At 68.7% G+C, this 18,238-nt stretch carries 20 protein-coding genes; 13 read left to right on the forward strand and 7 right to left on the reverse strand.

Features of this window, described 5'->3' with window-relative positions; genetic code table 11:
- Positions 1-2: 2 nt before the first annotated feature.
- From rsmI to ASD93_RS03585, 3 genes are all read left to right on the forward strand, one after another.
- Positions 3-821, forward strand: coding sequence for a 16S rRNA (cytidine(1402)-2'-O)-methyltransferase (gene rsmI, locus ASD93_RS03575; RefSeq protein ID WP_056118644.1), 819 nt, complete (start codon positions 3-5; stop codon positions 819-821).
- A 100-nt stretch (positions 822-921) separates the two neighbouring features.
- The gene (gene metG, locus ASD93_RS03580; protein WP_056118646.1) at positions 922-2,496 is read left to right on the forward strand and encodes a methionine--tRNA ligase; all 1,575 of its coding nucleotides are present in this window, start codon (positions 922-924) and stop codon (positions 2,494-2,496) included.
- Positions 2,496-3,374, forward strand: a complete 879-nt coding sequence (locus ASD93_RS03585; protein ID WP_056118650.1) for a TatD family hydrolase — start codon at positions 2,496-2,498, stop codon at positions 3,372-3,374. The genes metG and ASD93_RS03585 overlap by 1 nt, the downstream gene beginning before the upstream one ends.
- 30 nt (positions 3,375-3,404) lie before the next feature.
- Here the strand turns inward: ASD93_RS03585 and ASD93_RS15855 are convergent, their stop codons facing one another.
- On the reverse strand, positions 3,405-3,563 hold the full coding sequence (locus tag ASD93_RS15855; RefSeq protein ID WP_157536849.1) for a hypothetical protein: 159 nt from the start codon (positions 3,561-3,563) through the stop codon (positions 3,405-3,407).
- Positions 3,564-3,816: 253 nt separating this feature from the next.
- Here ASD93_RS15855 and ASD93_RS03590 point away from each other — a divergent pair, with 253 nt between their 5' ends.
- Positions 3,817-5,094 (forward strand): RNA polymerase sigma factor, encoded by a 1,278-nt coding sequence (locus ASD93_RS03590; RefSeq protein ID WP_056118652.1) that lies wholly within the window; start codon positions 3,817-3,819, stop codon positions 5,092-5,094.
- A complete protein-coding gene (locus tag ASD93_RS03595; protein WP_056118655.1) occupies positions 5,091-5,453 on the forward strand; it encodes a YciI family protein in 363 nt (120 codons plus the stop codon). The genes ASD93_RS03590 and ASD93_RS03595 overlap by 4 nt, the downstream gene beginning before the upstream one ends.
- Positions 5,454-5,499: 46 nt before the next feature.
- Here ASD93_RS03595 and ASD93_RS03600 read toward each other — a convergent pair whose 3' ends face one another.
- Both ASD93_RS03600 and ASD93_RS03605 read right to left on the reverse strand, forming a co-directional pair.
- On the reverse strand, positions 5,500-6,804 hold the full coding sequence (locus tag ASD93_RS03600; protein WP_056118658.1) for an MFS transporter: 1,305 nt from the start codon (positions 6,802-6,804) through the stop codon (positions 5,500-5,502).
- A gap of 37 nt (positions 6,805-6,841) precedes the next feature.
- The gene (locus ASD93_RS03605; RefSeq protein WP_056118661.1) at positions 6,842-8,302 is read right to left on the reverse strand and encodes a sugar porter family MFS transporter; all 1,461 of its coding nucleotides are present in this window, start codon (positions 8,300-8,302) and stop codon (positions 6,842-6,844) included.
- Positions 8,303-8,623: 321 nt separating this feature from the next.
- On the opposite strand from ASD93_RS03605, the gene ASD93_RS03610 reads away from it, so the two are divergent.
- Entirely contained in the window at positions 8,624-8,896 is a 273-nt protein-coding gene (locus ASD93_RS03610) for a hypothetical protein (RefSeq protein ID WP_157536850.1), read from the forward strand.
- Positions 8,897-9,154: 258 nt separating this feature from the next.
- Positions 9,155-9,568 carry a VOC family protein gene (locus ASD93_RS03615; protein WP_200950573.1) on the forward strand — a complete coding sequence of 138 codons (414 nt, stop codon included), beginning with the start codon at positions 9,155-9,157 and terminating at the stop codon, positions 9,566-9,568.
- A gap of 285 nt (positions 9,569-9,853) precedes the next feature.
- Here the strand turns inward: ASD93_RS03615 and ASD93_RS03620 are convergent, their stop codons facing one another.
- Complete coding sequence (locus ASD93_RS03620; RefSeq protein ID WP_235566861.1) at positions 9,854-10,099, reverse strand: SRPBCC family protein; 246 nt, start codon at positions 10,097-10,099, stop codon at positions 9,854-9,856.
- A 151-nt stretch (positions 10,100-10,250) separates the two neighbouring features.
- On the opposite strand from ASD93_RS03620, the gene ASD93_RS03625 reads away from it, so the two are divergent.
- Both ASD93_RS03625 and ASD93_RS03630 read left to right on the forward strand, forming a co-directional pair.
- Entirely contained in the window at positions 10,251-10,931 is a 681-nt protein-coding gene (locus ASD93_RS03625) for a hypothetical protein (protein WP_162253374.1), read from the forward strand.
- Between the two features lie 315 nt (positions 10,932-11,246).
- Entirely contained in the window at positions 11,247-11,585 is a 339-nt protein-coding gene (locus ASD93_RS03630; protein ID WP_157536851.1) for a hypothetical protein, read from the forward strand.
- Positions 11,586-11,849: 264 nt separating this feature from the next.
- Here ASD93_RS03630 and ASD93_RS03635 read toward each other — a convergent pair whose 3' ends face one another.
- Positions 11,850-12,839: an NAD(P)-dependent alcohol dehydrogenase gene (locus ASD93_RS03635; protein WP_056118674.1), complete on the reverse strand. Its 990-nt coding sequence runs from the start codon at positions 12,837-12,839 to the stop codon at positions 11,850-11,852.
- Positions 12,840-13,120: 281 nt separating this feature from the next.
- On the opposite strand from ASD93_RS03635, the gene ASD93_RS15670 reads away from it, so the two are divergent.
- Positions 13,121-13,342 carry a hypothetical protein gene (locus tag ASD93_RS15670; RefSeq protein ID WP_235566862.1) on the forward strand — a complete coding sequence of 74 codons (222 nt, stop codon included), beginning with the start codon at positions 13,121-13,123 and terminating at the stop codon, positions 13,340-13,342.
- Between the two features lie 39 nt (positions 13,343-13,381).
- A complete protein-coding gene (locus ASD93_RS03640; RefSeq protein ID WP_056118676.1) occupies positions 13,382-13,882 on the forward strand; it encodes a hypothetical protein in 501 nt (166 codons plus the stop codon).
- 65 nt (positions 13,883-13,947) lie between these two features.
- Here ASD93_RS03640 and ASD93_RS03645 read toward each other — a convergent pair whose 3' ends face one another.
- A complete protein-coding gene (locus ASD93_RS03645; RefSeq protein WP_056118679.1) occupies positions 13,948-14,463 on the reverse strand; it encodes a hypothetical protein in 516 nt (171 codons plus the stop codon).
- 262 nt (positions 14,464-14,725) lie between these two features.
- Here ASD93_RS03645 and rsmA point away from each other — a divergent pair, with 262 nt between their 5' ends.
- Positions 14,726-15,568 (forward strand): 16S rRNA (adenine(1518)-N(6)/adenine(1519)-N(6))-dimethyltransferase RsmA, encoded by an 843-nt coding sequence (rsmA, locus tag ASD93_RS03650; RefSeq protein WP_056118681.1) that lies wholly within the window; start codon positions 14,726-14,728, stop codon positions 15,566-15,568.
- A 107-nt stretch (positions 15,569-15,675) separates the two neighbouring features.
- Positions 15,676-16,593, forward strand: a complete 918-nt coding sequence (locus ASD93_RS03655; protein ID WP_056118683.1) for a phosphodiesterase — start codon at positions 15,676-15,678, stop codon at positions 16,591-16,593.
- Here ASD93_RS03655 and ASD93_RS03660 read toward each other — a convergent pair.
- Positions 16,541-18,124, reverse strand: a complete 1,584-nt coding sequence (locus ASD93_RS03660; RefSeq protein ID WP_056118684.1) for a stealth conserved region 3 domain-containing protein — start codon at positions 18,122-18,124, stop codon at positions 16,541-16,543. The two genes, ASD93_RS03655 and ASD93_RS03660, sit on opposite strands and share 53 nt — an antisense overlap.
- Positions 18,125-18,238: the final 114 nt, after the last annotated feature.

The raw sequence follows: 18,238 nt of genomic DNA on the forward strand, positions 1-18,238 counted from the left end.
CCGTGATCATCCTCGCGGCGACCCCGATCGGCAATCTCGGGGACGCCTCGCGGCGCCTCGTCGAGGCGCTCGAAAGCGTGCCCGTGATCGCCGCGGAGGACACCCGCACGACGCAGCGCCTCCTCGCGGGGCTCGGCGTCGCGCACCGGCCGCGACTGATCGCGCTCCACGACCACAACGAGAAGGACCGCGCGCCGGAACTCGTCGAGCTCGCCCGCGCCCAGGACGTGCTCGTGCTCAGCGACGCCGGCATGCCCACCGTGAGCGACCCCGGATACGGGCTCGTGGCGGCCGCAGCGGCGGCGGGGGTCGCCGTGACGGTGATCCCGGGGCCGAGCGCGGTGCTCACCGCGCTCGCGGTGTCGGGCCTTCCGACCGACCGCTTCACCTTCGAGGGCTTCGTGCCGCGCAAGCCGGGGGAGCGCGCCTCCGCGCTGCGCGCGCTCGCCGCCGAGCCGCGCACCATGGTGTTCTTCGACGCGCCGACGCGAGCGGCGGCGACCCTGGCGGCGATGGCTGTCGCGTTCGGCGACGACCGGCGGGCCGCCGTGTGCCGCGAGCTGACCAAGCTGCACGAGGAGGTCGCCCGCGGAACGCTGGCCGAACTCGTGACGTGGGCGGAGGCCGGCCTGCGTGGGGAGCTCGTCATCGTCGTGGACGGGGCCGCCGCGCGAGAGGTCGCCTTCCCCGACGCCGTCACGCAGGTGCTCGAACTCGTGCGGTCGGGCACACGGCTGAAGGATGCCGCGGGCGAGGTGTCGGCGCACACCGGCCACTCGTCCCGTGAGCTCTATCAGGCGGCGCTCGCGGTCCGAGGGTGACCCAGCCGGAATTGTGACGAAGGAGCCCGCTCCTCGCCTCGCATCGGCCCCGCCTGTCACACCGGCCGGGCGCAGCATCCGGCCCGACTAGAATCCTCGGGTGACTTCCGGCCGATCCTTCTACATCACGACGCCGATCTACTACCCGAGCGACGTGCCCCACATCGGCCACGGCTATACGACCGTGGCGGTCGACACGCTCGCGCGCTGGCACCGGCAGGCCGGTGACGACACCTGGATGCTGACGGGCACCGACGAGCACGGTCAGAAGATGATGCGTGCGGCGTCGGCGAACGGCGTCACGCCCCAGGAGTGGGTCGACAAGCTCGTGGGCGAGGCGTGGTTCCCGCTGCTGAAGACCCTCGACGTCGCCAACGACGACTTCATCCGCACGACGCAGGAGCGCCACGAGGAGCGCGTGAAGCAGTTCGTGCAGGCGATCTACGACCGCGGCTACATCTACGCGGGCGAGTACGAGGCGCTGTACTGCGTCGGCTGCGAGGAGTTCAAGCCCGAGTCCGAGATCGTCGACGGCACCGGCCCCTTCGAGGGCCTCAAGGTGTGCGCGATCCACTCCAAGCCGCTCGAGCTGCTCCAGGAGAAGAACTACTTCTTCAAGCTCAGCGAGTTCCAGGACCGCCTCCTCGAGCTCTACTCGTCGAGCGACTTCATCCGGCCCGAGTCGGCGCGCAACGAGGTCGTCTCGTTCGTGAAGCAGGGCCTGAAGGACCTCTCGATCTCGCGGTCGGCGTTCGACTGGGGCATCACGGTGCCGTGGGACGAATCGCACGTCATCTACGTGTGGGTCGACGCGCTCCTGAACTACGCGACGGCGGTCGGCTACGGCAGCGACCCCGAGGAGTTCGCCCGCCGCTGGCCGGCGTACCACGTCGTCGGCAAGGACATCCTGCGCTTCCACGCCGTCATCTGGCCTGCGATGCTCATGGCGGCGGGCGTCGACGTGCCGCGGGGCGTGTTCGCGCACGGCTGGCTGCTCGTCGGCGGCGAGAAGATGTCGAAGTCGAAGCTCACCGGCATCGCGCCGACCGAGATCACCGACGTCTTCGGCTCCGACGCGTACCGCTTCTACTTCCTCTCGGCGATCGCGTTCGGCCAGGACGGCTCGTTCTCGTGGGAGGACCTCTCCGCGCGCTACCAGGCGGAGCTCGCCAACGGTTTCGGCAACCTCGCCTCGCGCACGACCGCGATGATCGAGCGCTACTTCGAGGGCATCGTGCCTCCGGCGGGCTCGTACACCGAGGGCGACCTGCGCATCCAGAAGACGGTGGCGGATGCCGCGACCGCCGCCGACGCCGCGATCGAGCGCTTCCGCATCGACGAGGCGATCTCGTCGATCTGGACGATCGTGGACGCCCTGAACCTCTACATCACCGAGAACGAGCCGTGGGCGCTGGCCAAGGACGAGGCGCAGCGCGAGCGCCTGGGCACCGTGCTCTACACAGCCGCCGAGGGGCTCCGCGCCCTCGCGGTGCTGCTGTCGCCGGTGATGCCCGTATCGACCGAAAAGCTGTGGATCGCTCTCGGCGCGGCCGAATCGCTTGGGCGTCTCGTGGACCAGCCGATCCGTGAGGCGGGTGCGTGGGGGGTGCTGCGGCCCGGCACTTCGGTGAACGGCCTCGCGCCGCTGTTCCCGCGGGTCGAGCAATCGGTCTGATGACCGACCCGAGCAATTACGTCCGTACGCGCGAGAAGGGGTCGCGCGACGTGAGCTACCCCGACGCGCCGGCGCCGCTCGCGGTGGCGGTCTACGACAACCACGCGCATCTCGAGATCGAGGACGGCGTCGGCCTCTCGCTCGACGAGCAGCTCTCCCGTGCGGGCGAGGTCGGCGTGATCGGGGTCGTGCAGGCGGGCGGGGACATCGAGTCGAGCCGGTGGTCGGCGTGGGCGGCGGCATCCCACCCCCGTATTCTCGCGGCGGTCGCCATCCACCCGAACGAAGCCCCGGCGTACGCGCGGGCGGGACGACTCGCCGAGGCGATCGGCGTCATCGACGAGCTCGCGGCGCAGCCCCGGGTGCGGGCGATCGGCGAGACCGGCCTCGACTTCTTCCGCACCGACGAGGAGGGCTTCCCGGCGCAGTTCGAGAGCTTCGAGGCGCACATCGGGCTCGCCAAGAAGCACGGCGTCGCGATGCAGATCCACGACCGGGACGCGCACGACGCCGTCCTCGAGACTCTGGAACGGGTCGGCGCGCCCGAGCGCACCGTCTTCCACTGCTTCTCGGGCGACGAGGGCATGGCGCGCATCGCCGCCGATCACGGCTACTACCTGTCGTTCGCGGGGAACATCACCTTCAAGAACGCGCAGAATCTGCGGGATGCTCTCGCGGTGACGCCGCGCGAGCGCATCCTGGTGGAGACGGATGCTCCGTTCCTCACTCCGGTTCCGCACCGCGGCCGGCCGAACGCGCCGTACCTGATCCCGGTGACGGTGCGGTTCATCGCCGAGGAGCTCGGCGCGGACCTCGACGAGCTGTGCGCGCGGATCGCGGCCAACACGCTCGAGGCCTACGGCCCGTTCGAGGACTGACGCGGGGACGGCCGGCCGCGCGGGTCGCAGTCAGCCGCCGAGGCGCACGCCGACCGCAGCCGGGATCGACAGCAGGAAGTCGCTCACGCCGCTCCACGCGGCGTGCCGCCGGGCTGCGCGCTCCCGGCGATGCGACATCCTCGCCTCTCGGATCCGGTCGGCGTACTCGCGTTCGTCATCGGCGCTCATCTGGCTGTACACGGTCGGTCCTCACCTCTCGTCGTCGACGGATCGTGTGATCCGCCTCTCCCACAAGCCACGAACGGTGCGAGCGGAATTCGACAGAGCCCGTCGATACCGGCCTCTTGAAGTTCTCTTCCCGTCCGGTGTCGAATCGGAGGAGTCCCGTTCGTCGATCTGATGAGGGCCGCCATCGCGCGGCCGGGACAGACGAGGAGCGACCCATGGCGTGGATCCCTGCGCCCGCGGACGGCGGGCTGCCGTGACGGGCGACGTCGCCGCCGCCATCGCGGGCGTGCACCGCGATGAATGGGCGCGCGTCGTCGCGGGTCTGGCGAGGCGTTTCCGCGATCTCGACCTCGCCGAGGAGACGGCTGCCGAGGCCTTCGCCGTGGCCGTCGAGCGCTGGCCGGCTGACGGCATCCCCCCGAACCCCGGTGCGTGGATCACCACGACCGCGTACCGCAAGGCGATCGACCGGCTCCGGCGCGAGGCGCGCCGGAGCGAGCTGCAGCAGGAGGCTTTCATGCTCGCGGACGACTCGGAGGGCCCGGACATCGGGGCGGTCGAGGACGACCGGCTCCGCCTCGTGTTCGTGTGCTGCCATCCTGCTCTGTCCATGGAGGCGCGCGTCGCGCTCACGCTGCGCATCGTGGGGGGTCTCACCGTCGCGGAGATCGCGCATGCGTTCCTGGTGCAGGAGACCACCATGGGGCAGCGGCTCAGCCGTGCCAAGGCGAAGATCAAGGCGGAGCGGCTCCCGTTCCGGATGCCGGAGCAGGAGGATCTGCCCGACCGCACCGACGGCGTGCTCGCGGTGCTGTACCTCATCTTCAACGAGGGGTATCTCGCGTCCGGCCCGGACTCGGACCCGCTCCGCCCCGATCTCACGGGAGAGGCGATACGGCTCGCCCGGCTGGTGCGCGACCTCCTGCCGGCGAGGTCGGGCGAGAGAGCCGCCGCAACGGGCCTGCTGGCGCTCATGCTCCTCACCGAGGCCCGTGCCGGGGCGCGTGTCTCGCCCGACGGCGAGCTCGTGCGCCTCGACGAGCAGGATCGCGGGGCATGGGACCGTGCGCTCATCGCCGAGGGCCTCGCCCTCGTGCGCGAGCGGACCGACGCCGCCGCTCGGGGGGCGGGACGGGTGGACCGCTATCAGCTCCTGTCGGCCGTCAACGCCGTGCACGCGTCGGCATCGCACGCGCGAGACACCGACTGGTCGCGGATCGTGTCCCTCTACAGCGAGCTGGAGCGCGTCGACCCGAACCCCATCGTCACGCTCAACAAGGCGATCGCCGTCTCGGAGCTCGACTCGCCTGAGGCCGGTCTGGCGATGATCGATCGCCTCGCGGAGCCGCTCGGCGGTCACCACGCGTTCCACACCACTCGCGCCGAACTCCTCCGCCGCCTCGGTCGCCGCGCGGACGCGAGAGCCGCCTACGACCGGGCGATCGAGCTCGCCGGGAACTCCGCCGAAGTTGTCCACCTCATCCGCCGCCGCGGCGAACTCGCGGCATCCACACAGGGAGAATCCAAATGACCACTCAGCAGTACCTCGTGATCCACATGACCGACTCGAGCGGGGCGACCCTCGCGCAGGACGAGGACCGGCGGATGCTCGAGTCCTGGGTCGACGAAGGGGTCGAGGCCGGCACGGTCGGCGTCGGTTCGGCGGTCGCCGGGCCGGACCGGGCGAAATCGGTCGTCGTGCGGGACGGGCGGACCATCATCACCGACGGTCCGTTCCCGGAGTTCAAGGAATGGTTCGCCGGGTACGACCTGCTCGAGGCCGAGTCGATCGAGGAGGCGGCCGCCTACATGGCGAAGCATCCGACTGCCCTCGCCGGGCGCGTCCTCATCCTGCCCACCGTCGAGCTCCCGTGGGAACCCGGGGCGTGAGCCTGGCCGGGCGCTCCCGTGCGGGGGCACCCGGCCCGCGCACGTCTCAGTCGGGCAGGGGCATCCCGCCGGCGCCGGGCTCGTCCGCCGGCGGAATCAGGTCCGTCTCGTCCGCGTCGAGCACGGGCTTGGCGGCGGTGATGTGCGCGATCGAGCGCCACACCAGGGCGAGGGTGATGGCGGAGCCGGCGAACGCGAACCACCACGGGGCGGTCGGGCCGAACAGCTGGGCGAGGATGCCGCCGATGAACTGACCGATCACGAGCCCGCCGAAGACGCCGACCATGTTGACCGAGGCGATGCGACCCTGGAGGTCCAGGGGCACGAGCCGCTGCCGGACGGTCGTCGAGATCGTCGCCCAGATGAACGCGTACAGCCCGAAGCCGAACATGATGATGAAGGCGACCACCGGCGAGGTCGTCAGAGCGAAGCCGAGGTGCATGAGCACCTCGCACGAGAGGCACACGCGCATGAGCGTCGCGAACGACACGCGCTTCTCGAGCCAGCCGAAGCTGAAGATCGCGATGATGCCGCCCAGCGCCGAGGCGGTCGTGAGGGCGCCGTACCCCACCGGTCCCATGCCGAGGTAGTCGGTGGCGTAGAGCACGAGCACGCCCCACGGTGCCGCCCACGTGATGTTGAACACCAGGATGATGAGGACGAGCGTGCGCACGGGGGCGTTGTGGCGGAGCCACTGCAGCCCCTCGCGGATGGCGTGCACCTTGGTGCCCCGGGCCGCCTCGGGATGCTCGGGCACCGGGGTGCGGGCGATGCGGGAGATGAGCAGCACCGCGAGGGCGACGCACAGCACCTGCAGCACGAAGGGCCAGAACGATCCGAGGGCGAACAGGAACGCGCCCAGCGGCGGACCCGCGAGCTGATTGGCGACGAGGAAGCCGGCCTGCATCCGGGCGTTGCCGATGCCGAGGTCGGCCGGCTTCACGAGCATCGGGAGGAGCGTGCTGCCTGCCGAGTCGGCGAACACCTCGGCCGTGCCGTAGAGGAACGCCGTCGCCAGCACCATCCACACGGTCGCCTGACCGGTGACGAGGAACACGACCAGCACGGAGACGATGAGGGCGCGCAGGCCGTTGGCCAGCATCACGAGGCGCCGACGGTCGTGGTGGTCGGCGACGGCGCCCGCGAACAGTCCGAAGAGCAGCCAGGGCAGGAACTGCATCATGGCGCCGGCGGCGACGAGCACCGGGGAGGAGGTCAGCGAGGCGATCAGCAGGGGCGCCGCGGCCAGGGCGATGCCGTCGCCGAGGTTGCTCGTCCACGACGAGGCGAGGAGCCACCGGAAATCGGTGCCGAGTCGGCGTGGTGCGATCAGGTCGCCGAGCGAAGGCATCCGCCCATCCTAGGCGCGGCTGCCGGCGGCCCCGGGCTCAGGGCGCGGCCGCGGATCCCTTGCGCACGAACAGGGTCTCGGTCTGCTCGATGTCCATGCCCTTGGTCTCGGGGATGCGCAGCGCGACATACACGAACGACAGCGCCGCGAAGAGGGCGTACATGCCGTACGTGAGGGGGAGCGACCACGACGACATCGCCGGGAAGGAGATGGTGATGAGGAAGTTGGCGATCCACTGCGCGCCCGCCGCGACTCCCAGCGCCTTGCCGCGGATGCGACTGGGGAAGATCTCGCCGAGCAGCACCCACACCAGCGGTCCCCACGACGCTCCGAATCCGACGACGAAGACGTTGGCCGCGACGAGGGCGATTGGTCCCCACGGCGCGCCGAGCTCGACCTCACCCTGGGCGTTCGTCGTCGAGAAGAGGAACGAGACCGCCATCAGCCCGAGCGACAGCGTCATCAGCACGGACCCCGTCAGGAGGATCGGCTTTCTTCCGACGCGGTCGACCAGGAAGATCGCGATCAGCGTGACCAGCACGTTGGTGATCGAGGTGACGACGCTGATCGTGAATGAATCGCTCTCGTCGAAGCCGACGGACTGCCACAGACTCGTCGAGTAGTAGAAGATCACGTTGATGCCCACGAACTGCTGGAACACCGACAGGATGATGCCCACCCAGACGATCCGCTGAAGGCCCAGCACGGGTCCGCGCAGCGAGACTCCGGCGTTCTTCCGGTCCGTCTCGATGGTGGTCTGCAGGTCGCGCATCGTGTGGTCGAGATCCGCTTCGGGCACGAGCCGCGCGAAGACCTCGCGCGCCTCGTCGTAGCGTCCCTTCGCGATCAGGTAGCGCGGTGATTCGGGGAGGGTGAAGGACAGGATGCCGTACACGGCCGACGGGATCACGCCGACGATGAACATCCAGCGCCACGCCTCGAGCCCCAGCCACAGCACTTCGTCCGCGCCGCCGGCCGTGTTGGCCAGCAGCGCATCCGACAGGAGCGCGGCGAAGATGCCGAGAGTGATCGCGAGCTGCTGCAGCGACGCCAGCCCGCCGCGGATCTGGCGGGGCGCGATCTCGGCGATGTAGGCCGGCGCGATCACCGAGGCGATGCCGATGCCGAGTCCGCCGATCACGCGCCACAGGGCGAGATCCCATGCCGAGAACGCGAGTCCCGCGCCGATCGAGCTGACGAAGAACATGATCGCGCCGAGGAACATCACCCGCAGGCGACCCCAGCGGTCGGACAGGTTGCCCGCGATGATCGCTCCGACGGCACAGCCGAGGAGAGCGATCGCGACGACGAACCCCGTGATGACGTCGTTGAGCGCGAAGTCGGTCGAGATGGAGTCGACGGCGCCGTTGATGACGGACGAGTCGAAGCCGAACAGGAATCCGCCGACGGCAGCGGCGACCGACAGGCCGACCGCTCGGCGCCCGTAGGGGCTTCTGAGGGAGAACGCATCGGACGGAATGGCGCCAGTGGTGTTCACTCTGGTCACCCTAGCCACCCTCTTTGCCGACTTACTAGACCAGCGCCACGCGTTTGAGGCGCACCTGATCCTGCACTCATCCATCCCTAACCGTTCGAGCACCATCGGATCAGAGCGGTCGCCGATCGGCGGCATTGCTGGTCTCCGCGTCACCGCGTAACGTCCAGTTCAGCAGCGACGGCCAGGGATCACCGTGCGCGAGGGAGTGACGTGGGCAACTCTGTCAGGAGCCGCGACCACGGCAGCGGCTCGCCGGCTGTGCGCCGAGTTTGGCTCGCGCCCCCGTGGGATCGTCCCGCCGCGGTGACTTGCCTTGCGATCATGGTCCCCATCCTCCTGATCCTGCTCGTCATATCGAACCTCAACGTCCGCGCCCCTGCCTGTCCGCAAGATCCGGCGTGCAATCAGTTGATGATGAATGTCGGTGCCGGGATGCTCGCTTGGCTCCCACCCCTCATCTTCCTGGCGGCTCTCGTCACCATGGTCATCCTGTGGAAGACGCATGTGCCCGTCTTCTGGGTCGCGTTGCTCGCACTGGCGCTAGTAGTGGTCGTCTTCGTGCTGTCGACCTTGCTCATGAGTTGGGCCTGGTGACTTGGAAATGAACTGAAGCCGGAGAACTCATCGATCGTCAAACGGGCACCGCGCGAACAGATCGGGGCGTAGCGACCGGGACGGTCACGCCGACAATGCGCGCGCGGCGACGTTGCACACCTCTACCGCGGCCCCGGATGCGGGTTTACAATCCGGGCGGGGGCCACGTTCGCGCGCCCGAATCGCCGATGCGCTGAGCTGGGCCGGCACGGGGATGACAACGCCTCCGGACTGGAAATCATCATGTTCGAGAATCTGATGGCGACGGCTGTCCTTCCGGCAGCGGACATCGACCGGGCGAAGGCGTGGTGGCACGACGTCCTCGGGCGCGACCCGGTCTACGCCGACGACGAAGGCGGCGCGCTCTTCTACGACGTCGGCGGCACCATGGTCATGGTCTACCGGACCGACTTCGCGGGTACGGCTCAGAACACCGCGTTCAATCTGGTGACCGACGACATCGATCGTGACACGACGGCGCTTCGCACGCGCGGGGTCGTCTTCCACGACTACGACATGCCTGGTCTGAAGACCGTCGACGGGATCGCCGAGCTCGGCGGCGAGCGCAGTGCGTGGTTCAGTGACAGCGAAGGCAACATCTTCGCGATCGGCCAGCCGACACCCGAGATGATGGAGACGGCGAGGAGGATGCGCGCCGATGCAGCGAGCTGAACCCGAACCTGCACGAACCGGCGCAACGGCCTCGTCCGCCGCGGCCCGGTTCAGTCGGGCGCGTATGTGGTGGTGATCTCGCACGCCTGCTCGGCATCAACGCACGAACCGCTGGCACCCGCGTCAGCAACCTGCTCATGAAGCTCGTCGTCTCATCCCGCACCCAAGCGGCCATCCGCGCCAACCGCGCCGCGGCCGACGTCGGGTCTCATTGGACAATCAAGCGATTCAGTTGCGCAGACTGGCGACCGGACCGTCCGCAAGCCGGTCGGTCAGCGGGCGGCTCTAGGTGAGCTCTGCGAGCAGGTGGTTGTTGCGCTTGGTGATGAGGTGTCGCAAGTAGGGGACCAGGATTACGCGTTCGGCTAGTCGCCCGAAGACGGGGGAACCGACGGTGATGGTGTCGGTCATCCGGCATCCGTCGCCCACGGACTCGAAACGATGCTCGTGCACGAAGATCTTGAAAGGCCCGCTTGCCTGCTGGTCAACGAATCGCGTGGGCTTCTCGAGTTCTGTGATCTTCGAGGTCATCGTGAACCAGATGCCGAAATGGCGTGCGCGCCAGGTGACGGTCTCGCCCAGACCGATCGCGCCTGAGGTCGTGCCAGCGATCGCGCAGACGTAGGAGGGCTGGAACTTTCGGGACGACGTTATCGCCCCAGAGAACTGCGAGACTTCCGGTGTGAAGAAGTTCCGTGCAGTTGCCGTGACGGCCGCCGTCCTCGTCCTAGGGCTGACGGGCTGCACTGCTACAGAAGTCGCCGCCCCGAGCCCGACGACGAGTCGTTCAGCGGAGGCGCCCGTTGCGACGCCAACCCCCACACCGACGACGGAACCCGACCTCACCGCGGTAGTCCTCAGCGCAACCGAACTGATCCTCGTCGATGAGCAGGGTGACACCGCCGCGCTGCTCGACTTCCACAGCGCAGACCCCGCGGCCTTCGCCGAGGCGCTCAGCGCCGCCGCCGGTGTAGACGCCGTCGAGACGACCACCCCAGGCGGATTCGAGGGCGCGGAGTTCACGACCGAGTACGAGTGGGACGGGCTACTCATATCGCGGTCCTACAGCGACGAGTGCCTTCCCCAGTGCCAGTCCGTCTACCTGAGCGTCGACGGAAGCCATGTCGCGGGCATCCCGATCCGCACGGCGTCCGGAATCAGCGTCGGCGACTCCCTGGCGGAAGCGCAAGCGTTGGGCGCCCAGCAGACACCCAACGGCTGGGCAGCCGAGCCGGAGGACCCCGCGCTCATCGACTCTGAGTCAAACCCGACTCGAATCGTGGTCCTGAACCTCGATGAGGCCGACGCCGCAATCGCCTCACTCCTCGCCAGCGGATGGTTCCTCAGCTACGGCGGCATCTGAGCCTTTCGACTCGTGGCCGACAAGAAGGGGCTGCTCGGCCCGATCGAAAGTCGGTCGCCTAGCGAGCGTGCACGCGCAACGCTGAGACTTCGACCCTCTTCCCCATGGGTCTGCTCTCTTCCGCACCGGCTTATCCACATTCGAGGCTGAGCGATCCGTCGCCTCCGTTAGGTTCGCGAGTGCCCTATAGCGCAGGCGAGGCTCATCTCAACCGTCCATCGGAAATCAGTGCAATCGCAAGAAGATATCGTTAGCCCACGGAGCGGCTCAGGCCGTCGGTTCGTGATGTGTGGCGCGGTCGGCGCTGGCGTCACGGTGACGGTCGCGGGCATCGGCGCGGCGGTGCTCGGCGCTTCAAGCGGGTGGGTGGTCTGGGCTGTAGTGCAGCTCCCGTTCGGATTCGCAATTGGCGCCATGGCCTGGCTGGCGTGGCGCATCGTCGATCGTGCCGCGCGCGGGAAGACACGACACGCTCCGCTCATCGCCGCGGGCGCCGGAGCGGTAACGCAGTTTGTCCTGTGGATGCTCTACTGGGTGGACTCCGCCTGGCAGCGAGCGCCGCTCGTTCACATACTTGCTCTGGCCTTCTCCACGCTGGCAACGTTCCTGATCCTGCGAATGGCGTCGCCGAGGGGAGTCGAATCCTCGCCCTGAACGGCTGCGGGCCACTCGCTCAATCGACGGTCCCTCAGCGTGCTGAGTCTGGCTGTCGCCGACCCAGCCGGGTTGGAACCGACGCCAGCGCTGGTGGTCGGCGATCAGAACTCTCCGGACGGGTGTTCGTGAGCCGATCCGCAACCCAGCTTTCGGCGGCGAAGGCTGCGCTGGCGGTGACGAGACCAGGACGTGGTTGCATGACCCGATAGTCACGATGGGGAAACGCCGCTCCGGAGAATCTGCACGTATGAGGTCGGGCCATCAGGCGGGCACGGTGACAACCACGTTCCCCAGCTTCTGGGCCGAACCGACGTAGCGGTAAGCCTCGTTGATGTCATCCATCGCAAACGTCTTGTCGACGACCGGGCGCAGGTCGCCTGAAGCGAGCAAGTCGCGCACGATTCGAACGTGGGCGCGCGCGTCCGTGGGGATCGGCAACATGACGCGGTTGTTGCCGAACCAGCGAGTGGAGAGGATCAACGGGAGGTTCTCGCTTCGGTAGCCAAAGTCCGTCGTTAGGAACGGCGCTCCTGGTTTGAGGAGTGGCTTGCACGATGAGAATCGACACTTACCGACGGCGTCGATGACGGCATCGAAACGCTCGTCGGTCTGAGTGAAGTCGGTAGCGGTGTAGTCGATGACCGAGTTCGCACCGAGCGACGAAACGAGGTCCACACCGCGAGAGTCACACACCGCGGTGACGGCAGCGCCCCGCTGCCGAAGAAGCTGCACCGCTGCGGAACCGATCGCCCCGCTCGCTCCGTAGACGAGGATGCGGCTGGTGGCGCCGACGTCGAGTTTCTCGAGGATGCTCAACGCGTAGTGGGCGCCTTCGGTCGTGGGGGCGGCGTCGGCGGGGCTCATGCCGCGCGGGATCTTTGCCAATGCCCCAGATTCGGGAATCGCGAGGAACTGGGCCTGGGTCCCACTGTCGAAGCCGAAGACGGCGTCGCCGACGGCGAACTCGGTGACCTTCGCCCCCACGGACACGACGTAACCTGCGAACTCCGTGCCCATGATCTTCTGGCGGGGTCGCATCAATCCGATGAACACCCGCGCGAAACGCGGAATTCCGGCGGCGGTCGCGTGATCCGTTCGATTGACCGTCGTGGCCTCGACACGCACGAGCACCTCGTCGTCGCCGGGACGTGGCGAATCGAGGTCGCGGATCTCGAGATCGTGACCATAACGCGGGCACACGACAGCACGCACGAGTCCAAGGTACTGGGTGACGGCAGGCGCAGCATCCATGGGCGACATTCAACGACTGGGCTGTCAGCGCCTAGGAAACGTCCAGCCACCACCTCGGCATCAGCGTGGCGACACGCACGCGCTCCGTCCACACGGAACCGAATGCGCCGCGGACGGCTGCACCAATGAGTACGCTTCGCGGCGGTATGGCCCTGAAGCGCTTCCTAGCCTTGGATTCGCTGTTGAGGACGAACCGGCGCCCCACTCAGTGAGGGGGATCGCGGCCCCAATGCCGGTCCGTCAGTGGGCGCTAGCTCACCTCGTTCATGCTGGTGTGGGCCATGCTGGAAGCCATGGCTGGCACACCGAGTGGATTCGTGTTCACGGTGCGGGGCGAACGCGTTGAGATACGCCACAATGGTCGGTTGGCGGCGACGTTGCGAGGGTCGGCGGCCTCCAAGTTCCTGGCCGAAGTTGAACGTGGTGACCCCCAGCATCTGATGGCTCGAGTGACGGGCAACTACAAGCGTGGCAACGAACGCAACGATGGCCGCCGCACCTGACTCGCACAGGTGTGTCCACCTTTCGGAGAGGGCTGGTGGATGACGATCATCATCGTCGAGGGTGAGAGCGACCGTATCGTCCTGGAAGTCCTCAGCACCCGAATGGGAATCGCGCTCCCGAGGATCGTGGCGATCGGAGGTGCGAGCGGGGTGCGCCGCGCCGCGGCCGAGCTGCGAGACGAGAGCATCGTTGGTTTGGTGGATGCCAACGAGCGGGCGTATTTCGAACGCGTGATCGAGCATGTCTTCGTGTGCGACCCGGATCTTGAGGGCGAGCTCGTCCGCGCACTCGGTTATGACGCCGTCGAGGCTGTCATCGCCGAGCAGGGAGAGCTTGAGTCGTTCCGGCGTCTGCAGAATCAACCGGCGCAACGTGACCGGCCCGTCGAAGCGCAGCTGGCACGCTTCTTCGGCGGCAGGAGTGGAAACAAGTCTCGTTACGCGCACCTCCTCGCCTGCACCGTCCCGCTCGATCGGATCCCCGCGCCGCTCGCCGAGCTCATCCGAGCGGCCGCAACTCAACCACCTCCTACGCAGTAGCTGGCGTTGCGCGCCGGCGCTGGTCGTATCGTCCGACCACCGCATCGCTCGCACGCACCGGTGGGTCAGCGTTCGCGTCGGTTACCCCAGGCGTCGTGCCAGTAGGCGGCATCCTGGCTAGACACCCGAACGATCTCGTCGTCCCGCAGGGCGCTCGGCCAGAGCTCGATCAGGTAGAAGTCGACCACCCCGTCCGCGAACTCATCAGCCCGTCCGGCATCGCGTCCACGCGCGCTCACTCGAACGCGGTAATCGCCGGCTGGCACGTCGCACTCGCCACACGGTTCGCCGGCCCAACCAGCCCACCGCAGTGATCCGCGCCTAAGCGTGGAGGAGACCTCAACGACGTCCTCCCAATCGTTCAAGGCGGGCTCCTCGGCGTGCAGCTCGAGGCGCACTGCTGAGCCACCGGAGCGGCGAGCGAAATGGACGTAGACGGTGCCGGTGCTGGCCGCGCCGACGAGCCCGTTCAGCTGGCCGGCGAAGAAGCGATCCGCCTCGCCATCGAACCCGAACTCGCCCTCCCCCAGATCGAACTGCCCGTAATCCGTGTGGATCACCTGGTCGAGTAGCACGGTCACGCACACAACCTATCGCTCGGGCGCACCCGGGCCGAGTCATGTGCGGAGGATCGCCAACGACCCTACGAGCGCAAGCCGGGTCCTCCATCAGGACAGGCGAGGAGATGAAGCAAGGGCGCTGATGACGCATACGACCTCGCCCGAATAGTCGGCCCGAAAGCTTGCCCGATGATCGTCCCTTGAATCCAGCACCTCTACGCATCTCCGCCTGAGCCGCGCGCACAGCAGCAGCGGCGGCGACGTCACTGGGTACAGTGAACGCATGCCCGTGACCCTGCTCGGCGCCGCCGAGATCCGCGCGCTCGCCGCCGACCTCGACGTCACTCCGACCAAGAAGCTCGGCCAGAACTTCGTGGTCGACGCGAACACGGTGCGAAAGATCGTCCATGTCGCAGAGGTGCGACCCGAGGACCGCGTCGTCGAGGTGGGGCCGGGCCTCGGCTCGCTCACCCTCGCGATCCTCGAGACCGGAGCATCCGTCACCGCGGTCGAGATCGACCACCGCCTCGCCGAGCGACTCCCCGCGACCGCGGCAGCCCACGGTGTACCGGACGGCGCGCTCACCGTCGTCGACGCCGACGCGCTCCGCGTCACCGAGCTGCCGGGCGAGCCGACCGTTCTGGTCGCGAATCTGCCGTACAACGTGTCGGTGCCTGTTCTGCTGCATTTCCTCGAGACCTTCCCCGGCCTCGAGCGCGGCGTGGTCATGGTGCAGGCGGAGGTGGGGGAGCGCCTCGCGGCGCCGCCGGGTTCGAAGGTGTACGGCGCGCCGAGCGTCAAGGCCGCCTGGTACGGGCGGTGGCGCCTTGCCGGCACGGTCTCGCGCCAGGTCTTCTGGCCCGTGCCGAACGTCGACAGCGTGCTCGTCGGCTTCCACCGCGACGCCGAGCCGCGTGGGAGCGAGGAGGAGCGCCGACGGGTGTTCGCGATCGTCGACGCGGCGTTCCAGCAGCGCCGCAAGATGCTCCGTCAGGCGCTCGCGGGGGTGCTCGGAGGGACCTCCGCCGAGGCATCCGCTGTCCTGGAGCGGGCGCAGGTCGCGCCCACCGCTCGAGGCGAGGAACTGACGATCGACGACTTCGCGCGCATCGCCGGCAGCCTCTGAACCCCCAGAGTTCCCTCAGCGTTCACCGCGTTTCACCCGAGGGTGACGAAACACGCCGGTAACATTCCCGCAAGTCCCCGTCTCGACCACGGGGCGGGGAGTGGGACATGCCGACCGCCGAGTACCCGCACGCCGAGCGGGTCCTGCTGCACCTCAGCGACACGCACCTGCGTGCGCAGGGTTCGCGCCTGTTCGACCTCGTGGACGCGTCCGAGCGACTGGCACGGGCGCTGACCGCGATCGAGGCTAGCGGCATCCGCCCCGACGCCGTCGTCTTCACGGGCGATCTCGCGGACCTGGGCGAACCCGGCGCCTACACCGAGCTGCGCGCGCTCGTCGAACCCTTCGCGGGTCGCATCGGCGCACGCGTGCTCTGGGTCATGGGCAACCACGACGACCGCAGCGGATTCCGCCGCGCGCTCCTCGACGAACCCGGCAGCACGGCTCCCGTCGACGCCGTCGCCGAACTCGACGGGCTGCGCGTGGTGACCCTCGACTCGACCGTGCCGGGCCATCATCACGGCGAGATCCGCGACGCGCAGCTGGCGTGGCTCTCGGACGTGCTCGCGACGCCGGCGCCGCTGGGCACGATTCTCGCGATGCACCATCCGCCGGTGCCCAGTGTGCTCCCACTCGCGGCGAGCGTCGAGTTGCGCGACCAGCGGCGTCTGGCCGCGGTGCTCCGGGGCACCGATGTGCGGGCGATCATCGCCGGGCATCTGCACTACTCGACCTTCGCCACGTTCGCGGGCATCCCGGTGTCGGTCGCGTCCTCCACCTGCTACGCGCAGGATCTCACCGTGCCGACGGGAGGGACCCGACCTCAGGACGGCGCGCAGGCGTTCAACCTCGTGCACCTCTTCGACGACACGATCGTCCACTCGGTCGTGCCGGTGGACGCTCCGCGCACGCTCGAGCACATCGACGCCGCCGAGGCGCAGCGCCGCCTCGCTCTGGCGGGGGTGGGCCCGTTCAGCGCCGCGCGGAGGGATGCGCCGACCGAGCCGATCGCTCTGCCGCGCTGAGCTCTGCGCGCTCCCACGGTGCGCGCACCGGGAACATCCGCTCGAGGGTCTCGCGCACGACGCGCGTGCGCAGCTGCTCGGGCACTTCCGTCTCGCCGCCGTCGTTGAGGCAGAACATGTCGACGTCGCCGCGGACGGCGAGCCGCTCCATGCGCCGCAGCGACGCGGCGAGCGTCGTCTGCACGTACCGGGTGCGCGGCTGCGTGGTCGGCACCGCTCGTCCGGTCATGAGCGCGTAGTAGTGGTAGAGGCTGTTGGTCACCGAGATGTCGGTGGCGGAGCGGAAGCGGGATGCCGCGGTCCGCGCGAAGTCCGCGGCGAAGGTCTCCTCGAGCTCGGCCATCACACTCCGGCGCAGCGGGGTGGCGCAGTGCTCCAGATCCCGCACGATGGACCGGCCGAATCTCTCGCGGAGGAGCGCCCGGTTCACGCGGAGCCCGTTGTCGTGCCCGCTGCGGTACGTCGCGGGTTCGCCCGCGCCGATGCGGACCTCGCACTCGACGAACTTCGAGATGCCGGCGGGGGTGAAGAACATCTCCGGCTCGACCATCCGGCCGAAGAACATGTCGTCGTTCGAGTAGAGGAAGTGCTCGGCGATGCCGGGGATCCGGTGCAGCTGCGCCTCGACGGCGTGCGAGTTGTGCGTCGGGAGCACCGACGGATCGGCGAAGAAGTCCGCGCTGCGCACCACCGTGACCTTCGGGTGGTCGAGCAGCCACGCCGGGGTGGGGGAGTCGGTCGCGATGAAGATGCGCCGGACCCAGGGTGCGTGCATGTGGACGCTGCGCAGCGCGTACCGCAGCTCGTCGACGTGGCGGTAGCGTGCGGGGCCCTCGTCCCCTTCGCCGACGACGTACTCGGCGAGGCGGGCGGCGCGCTGGCGCTGGAAGTCGGTCGCCGATCCGTCCACCCACGAGAAGACGAGGTCGATGTCCTCCGTGAATTCGCCGGGCTGCGGATCGAACATGCCGTCGATCGTGCGCCACGTGCGGCCGTAGCGATCCACCGTGGTCGGCGAGAGGTCCACGGTCGGGGTCAGACGCCGTGTCAGGGCATTGTCGTGCGGTGCTTCGACGAGCTCTTCGCCGAACCGCCAGAACTCCAGGCGCGCCGCGAGGGGGGCGCCGTAGCGCAGGCCGCCCGGGGTGAGCCGTGGTCGGAACACGCGCAGCGATGCCGGGGCGTCGTCGGGCACGGAGGCGTCGACCGCACGCTGGGCCGGCCGCCGCCGTCCCTTGACGTACAGCGGCTCATCGCGTCCGGCGACGGCGAGCGCCGCCATCACCTCGTGGCGCCGGTCGACGTCGACGACGAGGGCGGGGACCGATCGGTCGTGGCGGATGAGCGTGACGCGGATCCCGGCCCGCTCGAGCACGTCCGCCGTGAAGAGCAGATCGGCGGTGCGGGCCTGCTCCGGCGTGACCGTGTCGTGCAGGAGGTGCAGGGTGCCGCCGTCGAGGATCACGTCGGGGCGGTCGAGAAGGGTCGACCAGGCATCCGGCGCGGCCGGCACGACGGAAAGTGCGGGCATCGGATCCTCCTTCGACGACGAGCGGATGCCGCGAACCCGCGGCCTCCTCACCCCACACTAGGCACCCTCCGTTACGGGGACGTTTCCGCGGGAGGCCCTTGACATGCCGGCTCC

The organism is Microbacterium sp. Root180 (genome assembly GCF_001428485.1).
In the GTDB taxonomy this organism is placed as follows: Bacteria; Actinomycetota; Actinomycetes; order Actinomycetales; family Microbacteriaceae; genus Microbacterium.